The 17290-nt window shown below is 69.0% G+C and carries 14 protein-coding genes and 1 pseudogene; 5 read left to right on the top strand and 10 right to left on the bottom strand.

The features are described 5' to 3' along the window. Positions 1-141: 141 nt before the first annotated feature. The gene (locus tag QOL88_RS31945) at positions 142-357 is read right to left on the bottom strand and encodes a DUF6243 family protein (protein WP_179879016.1); all 216 of its coding nucleotides are present in this window, start codon (positions 355-357) and stop codon (positions 142-144) included. 554 nt (positions 358-911) lie between these two features. Here QOL88_RS31945 and QOL88_RS31940 point away from each other — a divergent pair. After that, positions 912-1574 carry a hypothetical protein gene (locus QOL88_RS31940; RefSeq protein ID WP_143668904.1) on the top strand — a complete coding sequence of 221 codons (663 nt, stop codon included), beginning with the start codon at positions 912-914 and terminating at the stop codon, positions 1572-1574. A gap of 879 nt (positions 1575-2453) precedes the next feature. Here the strand turns inward: QOL88_RS31940 and QOL88_RS31935 are convergent. Further along, complete coding sequence (locus tag QOL88_RS31935; protein ID WP_010059700.1) at positions 2454-2609, bottom strand: hypothetical protein; 156 nt, start codon at positions 2607-2609, stop codon at positions 2454-2456. A gap of 239 nt (positions 2610-2848) precedes the next feature. Between QOL88_RS31935 and QOL88_RS31930 the strand changes: the two genes are divergently transcribed. Further along, positions 2849-3181, top strand: coding sequence for a CobW C-terminal domain-containing protein (locus QOL88_RS31930; protein WP_306456193.1), 333 nt, complete (start codon positions 2849-2851; stop codon positions 3179-3181). Between the two features lie 573 nt (positions 3182-3754). Here QOL88_RS31930 and QOL88_RS38980 read toward each other — a convergent pair. After that, positions 3755-4856, bottom strand: a pseudogene (locus QOL88_RS38980) (IS110 family RNA-guided transposase). 587 nt (positions 4857-5443) lie between these two features. On the opposite strand from QOL88_RS38980, the gene QOL88_RS31910 reads away from it, so the two are divergent. The 3 genes from QOL88_RS31910 (at position 5444) to QOL88_RS31900 (ending at position 9951) form a co-directional block, all read left to right on the top strand. Then, on the top strand, positions 5444-6460 hold the full coding sequence (locus QOL88_RS31910; protein ID WP_097221737.1) for a DNA-directed RNA polymerase subunit alpha: 1017 nt from the start codon (positions 5444-5446) through the stop codon (positions 6458-6460). A gap of 207 nt (positions 6461-6667) precedes the next feature. Then, positions 6668-7519: a YihY/virulence factor BrkB family protein gene (locus QOL88_RS31905; protein WP_097221736.1), complete on the top strand. Its 852-nt coding sequence runs from the start codon at positions 6668-6670 to the stop codon at positions 7517-7519. Between the two features lie 746 nt (positions 7520-8265). Next, complete coding sequence (locus tag QOL88_RS31900) at positions 8266-9951, top strand: ribonuclease J (protein ID WP_097221735.1); 1686 nt, start codon at positions 8266-8268, stop codon at positions 9949-9951. Positions 9952-10542: 591 nt separating this feature from the next. On the opposite strand, the gene QOL88_RS31895 is transcribed toward QOL88_RS31900, so the two are convergent. The 7 genes from QOL88_RS31895 to QOL88_RS31865 all read right to left on the bottom strand — a co-directional run bounded on the left by QOL88_RS31895 (position 10543) and on the right by QOL88_RS31865 (position 16988). Beyond that, entirely contained in the window at positions 10543-10746 is a 204-nt protein-coding gene (locus QOL88_RS31895) for a cold-shock protein (RefSeq protein WP_030052720.1), read from the bottom strand. 487 nt (positions 10747-11233) lie between these two features. Further along, positions 11234-11542: an SCO5918 family protein gene (locus QOL88_RS31890; protein WP_097221733.1), complete on the bottom strand. Its 309-nt coding sequence runs from the start codon at positions 11540-11542 to the stop codon at positions 11234-11236. Positions 11543-11592: 50 nt separating this feature from the next. After that, complete coding sequence (locus tag QOL88_RS31885; RefSeq protein ID WP_097221732.1) at positions 11593-11997, bottom strand: CBS domain-containing protein; 405 nt, start codon at positions 11995-11997, stop codon at positions 11593-11595. A 46-nt stretch (positions 11998-12043) separates the two neighbouring features. Further along, entirely contained in the window at positions 12044-13534 is a 1491-nt protein-coding gene (locus QOL88_RS31880; RefSeq protein ID WP_097221731.1) for a DEAD/DEAH box helicase, read from the bottom strand. Positions 13535-13869: 335 nt separating this feature from the next. After that, the gene (locus tag QOL88_RS31875) at positions 13870-14073 is read right to left on the bottom strand and encodes a cold-shock protein (RefSeq protein ID WP_023586116.1); all 204 of its coding nucleotides are present in this window, start codon (positions 14071-14073) and stop codon (positions 13870-13872) included. A gap of 496 nt (positions 14074-14569) precedes the next feature. Beyond that, positions 14570-14860, bottom strand: coding sequence for a hypothetical protein (locus QOL88_RS31870; protein ID WP_257027946.1), 291 nt, complete (start codon positions 14858-14860; stop codon positions 14570-14572). A gap of 298 nt (positions 14861-15158) precedes the next feature. Next, a complete protein-coding gene (locus tag QOL88_RS31865) occupies positions 15159-16988 on the bottom strand; it encodes an SWIM zinc finger family protein (RefSeq protein WP_441349302.1) in 1830 nt (609 codons plus the stop codon). Between the last annotated feature and the right edge of the window lie 302 nt (positions 16989-17290).

Below are 17290 nucleotides of genomic sequence, written 5' to 3'. Positions count from 1 at the left end.
CCCGGGTGGTCGGCTGAGACGCGGGTGCTCGGCCGAGAGCTGAGCGGGACCGGCTGCGCCCGGTACGGCAGCAGTGCCCCGGACCGCGCGTCGCGGTGCGGGGCACTGCCCCATGCGGTGCCGCCCTGCGGCGGCGGTGCGTCAACTCTGTGCGGTGTCGTCGCTCGTCTGCCCGGCGCCCTCGGCTGCGCCTGCCTTCTCGCGCATCTTGCGCACCAGCTCCGCCTTCTGGTCGGCTGCACCCTGGCGGTCGAGGTTCCGGTGCGGACCGTTGTTCTGCCGTTCGGCGCGGGACAGCTTCTTGCGCTGGCCGCCGCCCATGCCCACGGGGTTGTTGATGTTCTTGCTCACGGTCACGGGTTCTCCCGGTAGTGATGTGAAGTGATCTACGGATTCATCGGTGGGAAGACGGGCGGCGACGTCGAAGGACGTCAGCAGGGGCCCGTCACGCTCTCACTCGTAAATCGGCGTCTGGAAGAACATGACAAAGACGTTACCTGGTCCCTTCGGCCCCGCACACCAACCTTTTCGCCGCTCCGGCGTCGGCCGGGCCTTCGGCGAGCGCCCGGGGGCAGCCGATTCCTTCCGGGAGTCTCAGCACCGCCGGCACCCGCTGGAGGTCGCCGCCCGCCCGGGGCAGGTCCAGATGGGCGTTACTGGGCCGCCGCGGGCGTTGCCAGTGGTCGCGAGCACACTGACGGGATGAGGGATCATCTCACTTACGCCCCGCCGTTGCACCGGCCAGCCTCTGCGGAACGTCTGCGCAGCGAGGCGTCGTTCGCGGCGCTGTGCGCGGTCAGCCCACCCGAGTGCGACCGACGACTCCGTGACACAGCTGGGAACTGATCACCGGTCTACGGAGTCCGTCATAGTGTGAACGGCCGGGATGCCAGTGATGTGGTGGGGAAGTTGTGACGAACAGCAGCGGTAGCAATCCGTCGGCAGCGGGTCCGGGCACGTCTGCGCCGGGGCAGCCGCGCTGGGCCTGGTGGGTCGTAGGCATCGTCGTGCCCGTCGTCGGCATCGCAGCCACGGTGTTCGTCAGCAACCGGCACAGCTCTGCTGACGACTCGAAGCCACCCGCCGTCGCGGGGGCACCGTCTGCCACGCATGATCAAGCCAAGCCAGCCGCATCAGCGGATCCGGCCAGCCCGGAGAACACGGCGTCCCGCGCCATGTTCGGTCCACACGACATTCAGTTCCGGACCAGCGCCTACGGGGTTGACATCGACTTCGACACGCGCAAGCCGCTTGTTGCGGATGACCTCAAGGGCGCCGACTTGTCGGCCGTCACCGATGGAAGCGGGACGGCTGGTTCCACCAACTTCCATGGCGGCCCCCGGCTCGCGGCGATCATCGCGCCGATTTCGGGAACTGATGCTGATCCAACCGAGGCGCAGTGCGCGGAGGCGTTGCGGAGCAACGGCGACCCCATGCTGCAGGACCCGCCTCAGGATGCGCAGTTCTGTGTTCAGACCACCGAGGGGCGTATTGCGTTCGTGCGTGTCGTGTCGGCCGCACCGGCTGGGCACACCATGAGGCTCACAGCGACGGTTTGGGACCTCGCCACCTAAAGGGTGTTGCACAACGCGAAACGATCTTCCAAAGGAGTCTTCGAAGACGCTGTCAGGACGGTGGAAATCGACCCACAGCTGGGCAGTCGACCTTGCCCCGCGTGGCCGGATCCCGTCGTGATCGCCGTTGTGCAACACCCTTTAAGGGCTGTCCCGCAATGATCAGATGCCTGCCCCTCATCGGTTCTCCGATGCCGCGCGCGGTGCTCGGAACATGGATTCTTTCACTCCTCTCCCCTTACTGAGTAAGGGTGTTGGAGGATCCACGCATGAACCCGCATGCGACCGGACCGACCGCCGACGCGGCGGCCGCGTACCTCACGGTGCTCCACGAACGGCTGACTGCCGACGGCTGCACGGTGACCCTGCCGCACTGAAACGAGTGCCAGGTGGTGACCGGCCGCCGTGCCGACCGCAAGGTCCGCTGGTTCGGGACGAAGGCTGAGCTTTTCGTCTTCGCGACCGCCGTCCCCGAGATCGACGTGACCACCCTGGGCACCGTGGTCCGGAGCCCGTTCCACCCTGCGCCCCAGGCTCTCCTGCACGGGGTTCAGCTTGATCGGGCGGGCACTCTTGGCATCGATGCAGCACGCCCGTCACTTCCTGACCGAAGCGGCAGCATCCGCCTCACCCCGCAGCCAGGCTCTGCCCTCGACGACCGGCGGGCAGGGCCCGGCTCAGGGCAACCCCATCGCCAACGAGACAGGGCGGGGTCGGCACATGGCCCCGCCCACGGGATTCCCAACTGTCTCTCTGGCCGGGCTCTCACCTCGTCCCGGCCTCGAGTGGTCCAGAAGCTCCTCACGATGTGGACTTTCCGACACGGAGGAAGCCATGGACACGTCAGTCGTCGCAGAGGGTTGGCGAGGCCCCCTGACTTTAAAAGAAGTGCTTGCGTCCACCGACCGCGCGACCGGTCGCACCCAGGATCCACAGGATGGCGCCAACCAGAATGAGGATGCCACCGATCGTCGTCAACAGACCCATGCCGACAAGCAGGCCGATGATCAGCAGAATAAGCCCAAGAATGATCATTTTAAACCCCATCGTCAATTCCGGCTCAGGCGCGTGTGCGTATGAGCTTCACAAGGGCCTGAGTTCGTCCCTTGGTGGGTAGATCCCGACCAACTCCGAATGCCAGGACCTCGGTGCGATAACCCTTGTGCCCGGCGACACGGGGTTCACGCCCTCCTTCGAGACTTCGTTCAGTACGCCATCTCAGCGTCCGTCCTCCGCTCCGAAGGCCCTCCCACCCCGGACCGGTTTGGCCGTTGGTGACGGAGACACCGGGCAGCGGCGCCTGCGGGCAGGTCCTCAGGTCCAAGGGCTTCTTCACCCTCGCCAGCCGGCCCTGGGTGACGGGACCGTGGCCGCAGGCCGGTTCGGTGGTTCGCTTCGAGCCTTCCTCTGCTCGTGACACCGCCAGCTCTTATGCGCAGGAACTCGCCTTCACCGGCACCCAGATGGACGCGGAGCTGCTGCGGGCCGACCAGAACGGCTGCCTCATGCAGGAAGGCGTAGCTCTGCTTCCGATCCCTTCCCTGCCTGGGACACCTACGGCTCCTGCGAGAGCTGCGCGCATGAGCACGACCCCCTCACCACGGTGACAGGGCACTGAAACTCTGGGTCGGTCGGTGGTCGCAGCCACGGCGGAGCTTCAATGGCCCCTGACACGAGACTTTTCTGGCGCCAGCCCCGCCCTGCCTCCCGCGGGGTTCCGTCGTCTCAACGCTGCAATGTTGACAGCGGATGCGATCGCAAATCCGTTATCCCCACAAGCAACGCCGGAACCTGACTGAGTGAAGAGCCGAACGCGTGTCCTGTGCGCCAGCGCGTTCGACCTCATGGCGAAGCCGCACCGGAGTGCTCCGGTGCGGCTTCGCCGTCTCACGCATCCGCGCAGAGATCCCGCCCGGACGGACCTCGGTGCGGTCTCGCCGTATCACCCGCATATCACACAGCCATCACCAACTGGTCAGACCCACCCGGACCAAGAGGCTCTGACCTGCAATTCCACGCCCTCATTGGACTGGCATAGACGTACCTGGACGGTCTCTACAACCTGTGCCAGGTGGTCCCCAGCGAGGGACCGAGGAAGGATCAGGACCGGGGCGTCTTCTGGCCCGTCAAAGCGGTATTGCAGGGTGTTCGACGGTGTCTCACTCACGCCCCAGACCCTCTCACGTCTCACAGACGCCCCTATAACGCGGGATGCGGGAAACCGGTCTGAGGACCTCACGGGCTGCGTATCGCTGAGGCCTCGGATGATCTCGCGTCGGGTCTTGCCCTCCTGGGTGCGACGTTCGTAGTACGCCTGGGTGCGTGGGTCGTGACGTAGCCGGGTGAAGACGATGCGGTGCAGGGCCGCGTTCGCCTGGCGGTCGCCGCCGTAGTTGAGCCGACGTGTGCGCCGTCGGCCCGACGAGTACTCGATGGGGCTGACTCCGCAAAGGGGCCGCAAAGGACGCCTCGGTGTTCAGCCGCTCGGGGTTGTCTCCCATGGTGATCAGCAGAGTGACGACGCTGTCCGGACCGATGCCCACCTGTTCGAGCAGGGCCGCGCGTGGTGCTCGACGAGCCGGGTCAGGCGTTGGTTCAGCTCGTCGATCTGCGCGGTGAGCTGTTCGATGCGCTCGGCGAGTATGCGCAACGTCATGTGGGTGGCCTGAGTCACCGCGTCCTCGTCTCCCCCACCGTCGTGCGGGCCGAGGCGCGCGCAGGTGCGGAACAGCTCGGCGTTGCCGAGGCTCGGCAGCCGTTCCCGCAGGGCGGGGTCGGCTACGACCAGGACGGCCTCGAGCTGTTGATCGCCTGGGTGCGGGCCTTGACCGCGGAGTCCTTGGCAAGTTTGTAGATCCGGGCGCTGTGCACCGGGCCGTCGCCGGATTTCGCCCGGGCCCGGGCACGACCGCTGAGCACGGCTCGCGCGGCGGCCTGAGCGTCGAGCGGGTCCGACTTCCCCAGCAGACGGCGGGCCGACCGATCGGGCCGATTCACTTCGAACACCTGAATCTGCTGAGCGAGCAGGTAACGGGACATGCCCGCGCCGAAAGTGCCGGTTCCCTCCACACCGACCCGGCGCACCGTCCCCCGCTTGCGGGCCCAGACGAGCAGCTGACGGTAGCCGACCGCCGCCGGAAAGGACTCGGTGCCCAGGACCTTCCCCAACAGGGAGACCACGGCGGCGACATGCACCTCTCCGTGCGTGTCCACGCCCAGGACCACCTCGCGCCGAACTGGAGGATCCGTGCTCGAGGAGGTGCTGCGCTGTCTGGTCGTCATGATGGTTCGCCTCCCGCCATGTGAGGCGCAGGTGAATGGCACCGGCCTGCTCGGGCGGTCTGAACTGTGATGGCGCCTGATCGTCGGCAAGGCCCCTATCGGGACACGCCCCGGCTCGGGTGTCGTGCTCGCGCATCCACGTTATGCAGACCTGCCGCCCGCGAACTGTCCGGCATTGCGCCGGACCGGACGGTGGCCGGACCTCTGATCAGCGTCTCCGACGGCACCCTCGGGCCCGGTGACACCACCTTCCAGGTCATGCCTTCGACAGGGGGACACAGTCATGCCGGGCCCGGAGGCCAGCGGCCCCATTGCAGGACCGCGAAGAAGATAACGGGGGATGCACCCAAATGGTTGTGCCGAACGACGCCCCTGGTGACATGCACGGTGCCATCGCGGATATGGGTCGCGCTACACGCTGAGACCCTGAGAGCCACCGTCTCCGTGCCGATCTTGGCCGTGGTCGTCACTGTGGCTGATGGACCACTCCAGGTGCTATTTCCCAGAGTTGCATCCGTATAGCTCGTACTCTTCGTGTGTCGACGGCGTCACAGAGCGGGCGCCGAAACCACTGGAGGCAACACCCCGTGCTGATTGCTCAGCGTCCGTCTTTGACCGAAGAGGTCGTCGACGAGTTCCGCTCCCGGTTCGTGATCGAGCCGCTGGAGCCGGGCTTCGGTTACACCCTCGGCAACTCCCTGCGCCGGACCCTCCTGTCCTCGATCCCGGGTGCGGCGGTCACGTCCATCCGCATCGACGGCGTGCTGCACGAGTTCACCACCGTGCCGGGCGTCAAGGAGGACGTCACCGACCTGATCCTCAACATCAAGCAGCTGGTCGTCTCCTCGGAGCACGACGAGCCGGTCGTGATGTACCTGCGCAAGCAGGGCCCGGGTCTGGTCACCGCCGCCGACATCGCGCCCCCGGCCGGTGTCGAGGTGCACAACCCCGACCTCGTCCTCGCCACGCTCAACGGCAAGGGCAAGCTGGAGATGGAGCTGACGGTCGAGCGTGGCCGCGGTTACGTCTCCGCCGTGCAGAACAAGCAGGTCGGTCAGGAGATCGGGCGCATCCCGGTCGACTCGATCTACTCGCCGGTTCTCAAGGTCACCTACAAGGTCGAGGCCACGCGTGTCGAGCAGCGGACCGACTTCGACAAGCTGATCGTCGACGTCGAGACCAAGCAGGCCATGCGCCCGCGTGACGCCATGGCGTCCGCCGGTAAGACCCTGGTCGAGCTGTTCGGTCTCGCCCGCGAGCTGAACATCGACGCCGAGGGCATCGACATGGGCCCGTCCCCCACGGACGCCGCCCTGGCCGCCGACCTGGCGCTGCCGATCGAGGAGCTCGAGCTCACCGTCCGGTCGTACAACTGCCTCAAGCGTGAAGGCGTCCACTCCGTGGGTGAGCTCCTCGCGCGTTCCGAGGCCGACCTCATGGACATCCGCAACTTCGGTGCGAAGTCCATCGACGAGGTCAAGGCGAAACTGGCCGGCCTGGGCCTGGGCCTCAAGGACAGCCCGCCCGGATTCAACCCGACCGCCGCCGCACTCGGTGCGGACGACGACTCGGACGGGGGTTTCGTGGAGACCGAACAATACTGAACGCTGCGCCGCGCCGGTCATAGAGACACCTCGCGCACAGGGACAGGAGAATCTCCAGGCTCTGTTCCCGCGCGGTGCCAGGGGGCCGTGGCCCCGTGACCGTCCCGCCTTCCCAAGCACGTCGGGTAACCCGGCACGCGTGCCGGGTCCTGCCGCCCCCCAGTGCTGGATGGTGGCCCCAGGACGAAGAATGAGAGCATCCGCGTCATGGATGATGCAGACGGCCACACGGCTCGGTGGTGGGTGGCGTTGCGCCGGACGCCGGTGGCCGTCTGGAACGACGACGTCACGGACTGGGCCGCTGCGCTGACCTACTACGCGGTTCTGGCCCTGTTCCCGTTGCTGCTGGTGATCCTCTCGATCCTGGGTCTGACCATGCCCACGGCCAAGCCGGAGGTCATCGACCGCATGACTCAGGCCGCCCCGGCCGAGTCCCGCGCTCTGCTGCGCAGCACCCTGCGGCAGATGGTCGCCCAGCCGACGGCGGCATGGACGCTGGTCTTCGTCGGAGGGGCGGGAGCCCTGTGGTCGGGATGCAGCTATCTGAGCGTCTTCCGCCGGGCGTTGTATTCCATGCATCGGATCAGCGCGGACCGGCCGGTCTGGCGTACCGCTCCGCGCATCATCGCCACAGCACTCGTCCTGAGCTCCCTGCTTCTGACGTCGACCCTGGCGTTGTTGCTCACCGGCGGCCTGGCCCGGCGTCTGGGTCAGGCTCTGAGTCTGGGTACCGGGCCCCAGGCCACCTGGGACACGCTGCGGTGGCCGGTCGTGGCCGCTGTAGCCGTCATCTTGGTGCTCGTCCTGTACCGGTCAGGACCGGCGTCCTCCCGCCCTGTCCGGAGGATGACGCCCGGCGGCACACTGGCGGTGGCGCTCCTGCTGACCGTCTCACTCGGATTCGCCGTCTACACCTCCCTGGTCAGCACTTATGACCGTCTGTACGGTTCACTGGCAGGCGTCGTGGTGTTTCTGGTCTGGCTGTGGCTCTCCAACCTGTCCCTCCTGATCGGCGCTCAGTTCAACGCAGAGCTGACGAAGCCTGCGCACGGGGAATGAGCCGGTCTTCTCGTACCTGCGGCTGACCGCCCGAACCCCCTGGGGCCGGTTCGCTGCGGCCACGTGGGCAGTGGCGGCCTCTGGCCTCGCGCGGCGCGCCGCCCGCCGCCTGGACCGGCAGGGCACCGCAGGAGGCCAGTACCCCTCGCAGGCGGGGTAACCAGCGCAGACCTGCCTGCGCTCCTGGACGCCATTGAAAGGGGTGCCTTCAGAGCACCTGACCAGCCCTGAGGACCTCGCTGCTGCGCCGTAGCCGAAGAGGCACCCTCCGACGGGCGTTCAGACTGCGAGGCGCACGGGACGCCGTCCCGGGTGCGGACCGGAAGCGGCGTGTGCGGGGACTTCCGTCCCGCCTTCCATCAACCTGGGCCAAGGATAGTCTCGTAATGATCTTTCGATCGGAAGGTTGGGAGGCTTTGCCACACCGACTCGAGGCTTGATACCCCGGGCAACCCGGACCGCCACGGGCGCGCTCGCGGTACTGGCCGGCGCGGACGCGCTGCGACTGGCGTACGGCGCACGGGTGAGCCGGACCACCGGGGACGGCTGACCGGGCCCGCGGAGGACCGGAGTACAACGGTGCCCACGCCAGCCACTGCACTCCGTCTGCGAGTGCGTGCCCGGGCCGTCCGCCGGCGTGATCCGATCGTCCCGGGGCATCCACTGCGGACGCCCCGCTCCGTCGGGAAGAAGGGATCACACAGGCAATGGATCATGCCGTCCCGCTCTCCGGGTACCGTCGAGGTATGAGCCATCCGCACCCCGAACTCAAAGCCGCCCCTCCCCTTCCCGCCGGAGGGCTGCGAGTCATCGCCCTGGGCGGCCTGGGGGAGATCGGCCGCAACATGACGGTCTTCGAACACGCCGGCAAACTGCTCATCGTCGACTGCGGTGTGCTGTTCCCCGAGGAGACCCAGCCCGGCGTGGACGTGATCCTGCCGGACTTCACCTCGATCCGGGACCGGCTGGACGACATCGTGGCCATCGTCCTCACTCATGGTCACGAAGACCACATCGGCGGCGTGCCGTACCTGCTGCGCGAGCGGCGCGACATCCCCGTCGTCGGTTCCAAGCTGACGCTGGCGTTCCTGGAGGCCAAGCTCAAGGAACACGGAATCCGACCGCGCACGGTGCGGGTGCGGGAAGGCGACCGGCGGGGCTTCGGGCCCTTCGACTGCGAGTTCGTGGCGGTCAACCACTCCATTCCGGACAGCCTCGCGGTCGCGATCCGCACGAGTGCCGGGTTGGTGCTGCACACCGGTGACTTCAAGATGGACCAGTTCCCTCTCGACGATCGCATCACCGATCTGCGCGCCTTCGCCCGGCTCGGCGAGGAGGGCGTGGACCTGTTCCTCACCGACTCCACCAACGCCGAAGTGCCCGGCTTCACCACATCCGAGCGTGAGCTGAACCCGGCGATCGAGCAGGTCATGCGCACCGCGCCGCGCCGCGTCATCGTCTCCAGCTTCGCCAGCCATGTGCACCGCATCCAGCAGGTACTGGACGCCGCCCACCAGCACGGCCGCAAGGTCGCCTTCGTCGGCCGCTCGATGGTCCGCAACATGGGCATCGCCCGTGACCTGGGCTATCTGAAGGTCCCGTCCGGTCTGGTCGTGAGCACCAAGGAGCTGGAGAAGCTCCCGGACCACAAGATCACTCTGGTGTGCACCGGCTCCCAGGGCGAACCGATGGCCGCGCTGTCACGGATGGCCAACCGCGACCACCAGATCCGCATCGGCAAGGGCGACACCGTACTGCTCGCCAGTTCCCTCATCCCCGGCAACGAGAACGCCATCTACCGGGTGATCAACGGACTCACCCGGTGGGGCGCCCACGTCGTCCACAAGGGCAACGCCAAGGTGCACGTCTCCGGACACGCCAGCGCCGGCGAACTCGTCTATTGCTACAACATCGTCAAGCCCCGCAACGTCATGCCCGTACACGGCGAATGGCGCCATCTGCGGGCCAACGGTGACCTCGCCATCCGTACCGGTGTCGACCCCGACCGCGTCGTCATCGCCGAGGACGGAGTCGTCGTCGACCTCGTCGACGGGCGGGCGTCCATCACCGGCAAGGTCCCCGCCGGCAACGTCTACGTGGACGGCATGGAAGTCGGCGGCGCGACCGAAGCGTCCCTGAAGGACCGCCTCGCCCTCGCGGAGGAAGGCGTGGTCACGGTGGTGGCGATCGTCGACGCGGACACCGGCGCCCTCGCTGAGGCCCCCGACTTCCTGGCCCGGGGCTTCGTCCACGACGACACCACCTTCGAGCCGGTCATCCCCGTCATCGAGAAGACCCTGGCCACCGCGGCCGAGGAAGGCGTCGGGGACGCCCACCAGCTCGAACAGCTCGTCGCCCGCGCCGTGGCGAACTGGGCCTTCCGCACCCACCGCCGCAAGCCCCTCATCATCCCCGTCATCATCGACGCTTGAGCCACGGCCCGGCAGCCCGGTCCGCGGTTCCGGTCGCAGTCTTGCCGGCACCGCGGCCGGGCACGGGAGCCGACAGCCACCCACCTGTACTCCGACACCAGCGACACGACACCGGGCACGACCGAGGCGACCACGTTCGACGACGCCGTAAAGCACCACCTCATCGACCAGAACCAGCGAGCAGCCAACGGGTCCTCGGCCGAGTGGAACACCGTCCGAGGGCACCGTGGACGCCGTACCAGCTGCCCAGCACCAGGCTTTTGGCGCGGGCCCTCGCGCCGCCGGGACCGAAACTCTGAGTACCAGCGAGCGTCAAGGAGTATCGGTGACCGTCTGCTGTGCCAAACTGCGCGAACAGAGACGCATAGCATGCGGCACCCGAACCGGACGACGCTCGAAGCAACCGGGGTCAGGAAGTTCGGCCGAGGACGCACCCGCCTCCGCCAACAGATCAGGGGCCGCGCAGCCAAGGCTGCGCGGCCCCTGATCCTTTGCACGCCCGGCACGAGAGCAGGCTCTTCGCCCGGCAAAGCCCGCACGGGCGGCGCTCACCGGACGCAGCGTGCGCGATCCCCGGGCAGGTCTGCGAGGTCAGGCCAGGTTGATGTTCTCGGCCTGCGGGCCCTTCTGGCCCTGAGTGACGTCGAACGTCACGGCCTGGCCCTCCTGGAGCTCACGAAAGCCCGTGGAGTTGATCGCGGAGTAGTGCGCGAAGACATCCGGGCCGCCGCCGTCCTGGGCAATGAAACCGAAGCCCTTCTCCGCGTTGAACCACTTCACAGTTCCCGTTGCCATGTCTGATGCCTTCCAGTCGATGAACGCCTCCCACTCCATGTGGAAGGCAGAGGTGATCGCCCTGGTCCCTGCGGCACAGCACAGCAAAATGCCCACACCGAAGGCATGGGCACGAGGGAATTCCGAACCACGACAGCTGACGCAGACGCTACACGCCCACACGCCGCGTCACCACAGGAAACGATCACACCGCATGGCAGACCATGCGCGCGTGTCCGTCGGCGCGGACGGGCACGCTCATCTCACGCTGCTCCGCGTCCGCACTTCCATGTCGCCCAGATCCCGCAGAGCACCCTGGGGGTCCGGAGACGGGTGGAGGTACCGGGTTGCGATCGAGGACGTCAGCGCCGGGGCCGTGGGCGACTTCAGCTATCGCGACCACTGAGCGACGCCGACGGGACCCCGGCTGCACGCAGTGTGGGTCCGACCGGCGTACCGGTCGGACCCACACTGCTGGCCAGGTGTCGGCTCGTGTCTGTTGCCCCGATCAGACCGTGACGGGGGCGCCGAGCATCGCGGAGGCGTGCTGCATCGGGCTGAGAACGCCCAGGGGCGCTGCCTTGGGAACGGCGCGGCAGGTGAAGCCGAGCTGAGCCATGGCCCGCAGGACTTCGGCGGCGCTGAAGTCACGACGGTCCTGGCGCGTGATGACCTGGCCGACCTGCTTGACGGGGTAGTGGCGGCGGCCGATGATCACCGATTCGCCGGTGACCGGTTCGGGCTTGATGCCCTTCATCGATTCCAGCACGCCGCCCTTGGTGAGCTCGAAGGGGAAGCGGGCGATGACGCAGCGCATGTGGCCTCACAGAGAGAAGGAACGAGCGGTCCGACCAGGGGCAAGGTGTTTCAGCGGGAGAGGGCGAGGATGCCCAGGGCGCTGCCTTGCTCGTCGACCACCGGCAGGACACCGAGCCGACGAGTGCGCATCGCGTGCTCGGCTTCGGCCATCGTGGTCACGGGTGAGGCGAACGAGCCGTGGTCGCCGAGGATGTCGCGCAGGCGGACACGGTCCGTGTAGTCGGAGCTGTCTCGGACGGCGGCGAGTTCGGTCCGGGTGACCAGGCCGGTGCACTGGCCGTCCTGGTCACAGACGACCAGCCGGCCCGTGCGTGCGGCGGCCATGACGGCCAGCGCCACCTCCACGCTCATGTCGTCACAGACCTGCGGTCCGGCCGGGTCCATGACCTCAGCCACCGTCCTGTGCACGGGATCGGCGTCCGTCGAGCGAGGCTGCATCTGAACCAGCGTCAAAGGGTGCCTCCTGCGGTGATGGGCCGGATTCCTGATCACGATGGGCCTAGACCGCCGCGGCGACGACAGGCCGGCGCACGGGCGCGCGCCGGGTCGCCGAGGCGGGGCTGCGCCGGCCTCGGGAGGTGGCGCCGCGCTTGGGGCGTTCGGTCACCGGTGCCGTGATGACGACCGGGGTGCCGGACGGGGCCTGAGCACCGGTGATCCGGCTCAGGGCCTCGTCTCCCGAGCGGACCTGGGTGGTCTGCGGCCGGATTCCGGCGTCCGCCATCAGACGGACCATGCCGCGGCGCTGGTTCGGTGTGACCAGGGTGACGACGCTGCCCGACTCTCCGGCGCGGGCGGTACGGCCACCGCGGTGGAGGTAGTCCTTGTGGTCGGTCGGCGGATCGACGTTGACGACCAGGTCGAGCTTGTCGACGTGGATGCCGCGCGCCGCGACATTGGTCGCCACCAGCACGGTGACGTGCCCCGTCCTGAACTGCGCCAGCGTGCGGGTGCGCTGGGGCTGCGACTTGCCGCCGTGCAGCGCGGCGGCCCGTACGCCACTGTTGAGCAGGTCCTGGGTCAGCCGGTCGACGGCGTGCTTGGTGTCCAGGAACATGATCACGCGGCCGTCGCGGGCGGCGATCTCGGTCGTGGCGGCATGCTTGTCGGCGCCGTGGACGTGCAGGACGTGGTGTGCCATCGTCGTGACCGCCCCGGCCGACGGGTCGACGGAATGCACGACGGGGTCGGTCAGGTAACGGCGTACCAACAGGTCGACGTTGCGGTCAAGGGTGGCGGAGAACAGCATTCGCTGCCCCTCCGGGCGCACCTGGTCGAGCAGCGCGGTGACCTGGGGCATGAAACCCATGTCGGCCATCTGGTCGGCCTCGTCCAGCACGGTGATGCCCACGTGGTTCAGCCGACAGTCGCCGCGGTCGATGAGGTCCTTGAGCCGCCCCGGGGTCGCGACGACGACCTCGGCTCCGCCGCGCAGCGCACTGGTCTGCCTGCCGATCGACATGCCGCCCACCACCGTGGCCAGCCGCAGCCGCACGGAGCGGGCGTACGGAGTCAGCGCGTCGGTCACCTGCTGCGCCAGCTCACGCGTGGGTACGAGGATCAGCCCCAGGGGCTGGCGGGGCTCGGCACGCTGTCCGGCGGTGCGGGCGAGCAGGGCGAGGCCGAAGGCCAGGGTCTTGCCGGAGCCGGTGCGCCCGCGGCCGAGCACGTCACGGCCCGCCAAGGAGTTCGGCAGCGTCGCGCCCTGGATCGGGAACGGCACGGTCACCCCATGCCTGCCGAGTTCGGCCAGTAGCTGCTCGGGCATGTCGAGATCGGCGAAGCCCTCGACGGCGGGCAACGAGGGGGTGATCGTCCTGGGCAGCGCGAACTCACCCTGCGCTGCGGCGGGCCGGCGGCCGTAACCGCCGGAGCGGACGGGCCCGCCGGTACGACGCGGTGCCTGCGAGCCGTAGCCGCCGCCCCTTTCCGTGTCGGCACGGCCGTCGCGGGAGCGGGCGGGGCGGTCGTTCGTGTACGTGCGGTTCATGCGGAACCTTCCTCGATGTGGCACATATCAAGGAATCCCCGCTGCGATGAACGGCATGGAGAATTACAAGTATGGACCGGGTGCGAGCAGAACTGACCGGCGGAAACATCGGCACAGGTGCTGAAATGGGTGACGCGATGGGGACCTTGCGATCCGGGCGCCGGATGCGGTGCAGCGCTTCAGGATGCGTCTGCGTCACGAGAGAGGAACCGCTTGTGGTGGTCCTGCGGATTCCTCCGGGGGCGTCCCGCAGAGGAATCCGCAGCGGGATACGCGTGCAGCTGGGGCCCGCACCCCGAGGGATGCGGGCCCCAGCTACGGATTACGCGTGAGCGTCAGGCGGGAACGATGTTCTCGGCCGTCGGGCCCTTCTGGCCCTGCGCGATGTCGAAGGTCACCTTCTGGCCCTCGAGCAGCTCACGGAAACCCTGCGCGGCGATGTTCGAGTAGTGGGCGAACACGTCTGCGCCGCCACCGTCCTGCTCGATGAAGCCGAAGCCCTTTTCCGCGTTGAACCACTTCACGGTACCGGCAGCCATGTCATATCTCCTTTGGGGCAGTGCATCGGCGTCCACACCACGCGGACGCCGTGTCGCCGCGATGATTACCCCGCCCGGAAATGACCGGAAATACAAAAGTGCTCCCGACCGGCAAAAAGAGCGGCGAGGGCACTTGAAGTTTTGGGAACCACAACTGCAACTGAGACAGACAATAGCACGCCGGAGCGGCCCGTGCACGTTGGATAATTCCACTCTCCTCCTCACGGCAAAATCTCCCGCTGCGTGACCCCCCAAAAACTGATCCCTCGAGAACAGATATTGATTCACTCGGAGTTCAACGCCTCAGGAAGGGTGGCCAATCGGCAGGCTGCGCGACGACCGGGGAAAAGCGCTGCCACCAGGAAACGCAGCTGCGAGAACGTGAGGCTGACCATGCAGCGACTGCCGTTTCCGGCTCCCGGATGAGCGAGCCCACCGCTCCTTGAACTCCGGCTCGACCAGCGTCCCGTCCAGGCGGCGGGGTGAGCGTTCGGCGTCACAGACCGCCGCGATGAGGAACACGTCGCGGTCGTACCGGGTCGCCGGCCCCGTGGCCCGGCCACCAGTCGGTGATCGGGAACCCGGCCATCCTCCGCGGCCGCTCGAAGGGGTAGAAGTAGTGCCCTTCTGCCGCCAGTTCTCGAACAGGATTCCTAGTTTGCAGATTGCATTGCACCCGGGCATCCATACGTTCTCCGGCGACCCCAGATCGTCTTGATCCTCTGGGTTCCACCACCGTTACGGAAACGCGCTCTCCGGACGCGGCGCGCAGATATGTGGCGGTCATCCACCCGGCCGTGCCGCCCCCGATGATCACTACTTTCTCGGCGCGCGATTCTCTCCCTCGTCGCCCGTCAATTGATGAGCTGAAGTCGCATGGAGCCCAGGCAGATGCTTCAGGAATCCCGCACAGGGGCGCCAGGTTCTTGAGCCTCCGCGCAAAATCCCATGCCAGCACCGCGTTTCCGGTCACGGCCGCGGTTGCTGATGGCAATGATCCAGTCGTTTTCCCACCCTCTCCCGGACCGGGGTCGAAGCCGGGATGGCACCCCCTCCAGAGCCTGGCCGGTGCTCCGGCAAGCCGGTCAGAGAGCGCCCGGCAGTCCGAGGCCGGTCAGGGCGCCGACCGGATCCAGGTCGGGGGTGCCTCTGGGCCACCAGTCGTCGTGGCCCGGCTCGGACTCGTACGCGTACCAGAGGCCGTCGCGGCCGAGGCGGAGCTGGACGTGGCCCTGGGGGTGGGTGAGGTGGTTGCGCCGAGGCCGGAAGGCGGGCAGGTCGGCGGCGAGCAGGAGGGAGCGCGCCCGGTCGAACCGCCCTGCCAGCGGGTCCCACGGCTCCTCCAGTACGGCGAGGCCCTCCGGACCGCCCTGGCGCCAGGCGGCGACCGCACGGGCCAGCTCGGACGGGGTACGGCCCGCCGCGGTGGCGAGGGACGCGTACAGCGCCCGGGTGCCGGCGGTGAGTCCCGCCCCGGGTCGGGCGGCGGCCAGGCGGACCGCGTCCTGCCAGAAGGTCAGCTGCCCGACCGGGTCACGGCCGGTGCCGAGCAGGGCGTGGGCACGGGCGGCGGCGTCCGTGGCCAACTGGTCCAGCGCGAAGGGGTCCGGGCCGCCTGGAGCCGCCGGGTAGGCCGGGGGCTGCTCGGGATGGGCGGGCGGAGGCAGTGGAGCGGGGAGGGGCGCGAGGGCACGCGCGGCGAGCACCTCCGCGGCCCGCACGCCGGGCAGGGGCGCCGGGCCCCTGTCCTGCGCGGCGCGCGCAGCGCGAGTGGCGCTCAGCCGGGACAGCGCGTCGAGCAGCTCCCGCTCGCCCCGGCCGCGCAGCAGGAGCAGGACGAAGGGGTCGGCGTCCAGCAGCCGGGCCGTCTGATAGCAGAGGGCGGCCGCGTGCTTGCAGGGGTGGCCGCGGTCGGGGCAGCTGCAATGGGGCTCCAGGTCACCGGGGCCGGGCAGCAGCGGAACGCCGCACTCCGCGAGGGACTGGGGCATCTCCTTGTCGAGCAGCGCCGCGATGTGCCCCGGGCGGTCGGCGGCGGCGTCCAGGAAGCGGTCCCAGTCGGTGTCGTCGAGCGTGCGCAGGCGCACCTGGACACGGTACGGGCGGGGGCGGCTGCCCTGGACGTAGGCCAGCACGAGGCCGGGTGTCACCGTGATGGCGTCGACATGCCCCTGCCCCGCGTATCCCCGCCCGCGCTCCAGCCGCTTCACGTCCAGCGCGCCCTGCTCCAGCGCCTCGACCCAGGCGTTTCCCCACCAGCTCTCGGCGAAGCGGTCGCCGTCCCGGGGCGGGAGAGGCGGGAAGGTACGGCGGAGTTCGTTGTCACGCGACGGGGCGGCCATGGAGCGGGGGGACCGGGCGGCCCGTGAGGCGTGGGACGCGGAGGTCGTGGGCGGGGTGGGGTCGGGGGGTGGGGAGCTCGGAGGCGCGGGGTGGCGGGGTCGGGCGTGGGTGGATGTGGAGGTGGTGGGGGGTGGGGTCGCGACCGAGGCCGGGGCGGGCTTCGCCGGGGCGGTGTCGGTGGGCGGGGTATCGGCGAGCGGGACGCCGGTGGGTGGGGCGTCCTTGTGCGGGACGTCGGTGGCCGGGGCGTCCTTGTGCGGGACGTCGGCGTGCGGGGTGGGGGCCGGATCATGGTCGGCCCGGCCGTTGCCGTGCGAGGCGGGGGCCGGACCCCCGAGGTCCGGGGCGCTGGCCCCGGCGGTCGGGGTGTGCGGGGTCTCGGGCCGGAGCCCCGGGCGCGCTGCGCTGTCCGGCTCGTCCGGGCTCGTTGCGGCCAGGGCGGGCCCCCTGTGCGGCGTTTCCGGGCCAGGCGCGGCCGGGCCGTTCAGCAGGTCGTTCATGCGAGCGGACCGGGCCTCCTGCCCGCTCGTTCGCTCGTGGTCGTCCGCGGTCGCGTCCGACAGGCTCGGCATCCGGAAGGCGTCGGACAGCAGTTGCCGTACGTCACGCGCGCCCCTGCCGGGGGTGTCCGCGCCCGCCCGCCGCACAGCCGCCGCCCTGTCGTCCACGGCGCTCTGCCGGGCCCGGCGCCTGCGGCGGGCGCCTTCCCGCTCGGTCGCCTCCCGGGCCCGCCGCGCGTCGTCCCGAGCCGCGCGCAGCGCCTCGCGCGCCACGTCCGCGGCACGGGGCTCGGTGCCCGCCCGGTCGGCGGAGCGCACGGGAGCCGCACCGGCCGGGGTGGTCTCCTCCGGGCTCGTCCGCGGGTCGCCGGACT

It is taken from the genome of Streptomyces sp. Ag82_O1-12 (genome assembly GCF_900182715.1).
Lineage (GTDB): Bacteria > Actinomycetota > Actinomycetes > Streptomycetales > Streptomycetaceae > Streptomyces > Streptomyces massasporeus.
Note: the sequence above shows the minus strand (reverse complement) of the source record. Positions and strands in the feature narration are given on the sequence as shown.

Excerpts from the sequence above, each read along its gene's own strand:
- QOL88_RS31865 (WP_441349302.1), bottom strand. The coding sequence starts at position 16,988 with ATGCCGAGCCTGTCGGACGCGACCGCGGACGACCACGAGCGAACGAGC.
- QOL88_RS31935 (WP_010059700.1), bottom strand. The coding sequence starts at position 2,609 with ATGATCATTCTTGGGCTTATTCTGCTGATCATCGGCCTGCTTGTCGGC.
- QOL88_RS31890 (WP_097221733.1), bottom strand. The coding sequence starts at position 11,542 with ATGCGCTGCGTCATCGCCCGCTTCCCCTTCGAGCTCACCAAGGGCGGC.
- QOL88_RS31895 (WP_030052720.1), bottom strand. The coding sequence starts at position 10,746 with ATGGCAACGGGAACTGTGAAGTGGTTCAACGCGGAGAAGGGCTTCGGT.
- QOL88_RS31870 (WP_257027946.1), bottom strand. The coding sequence starts at position 14,860 with ATGACCGCCACATATCTGCGCGCCGCGTCCGGAGAGCGCGTTTCCGTA.
- QOL88_RS31905 (WP_097221736.1), top strand. The coding sequence starts at position 6,668 with ATGGATGATGCAGACGGCCACACGGCTCGGTGGTGGGTGGCGTTGCGC.
- QOL88_RS31900 (WP_097221735.1), top strand. The coding sequence starts at position 8,266 with ATGAGCCATCCGCACCCCGAACTCAAAGCCGCCCCTCCCCTTCCCGCC.
- QOL88_RS31875 (WP_023586116.1), bottom strand. The coding sequence starts at position 14,073 with ATGGCTGCCGGTACCGTGAAGTGGTTCAACGCGGAAAAGGGCTTCGGC.
- QOL88_RS31880 (WP_097221731.1), bottom strand. The coding sequence starts at position 13,534 with ATGAACCGCACGTACACGAACGACCGCCCCGCCCGCTCCCGCGACGGC.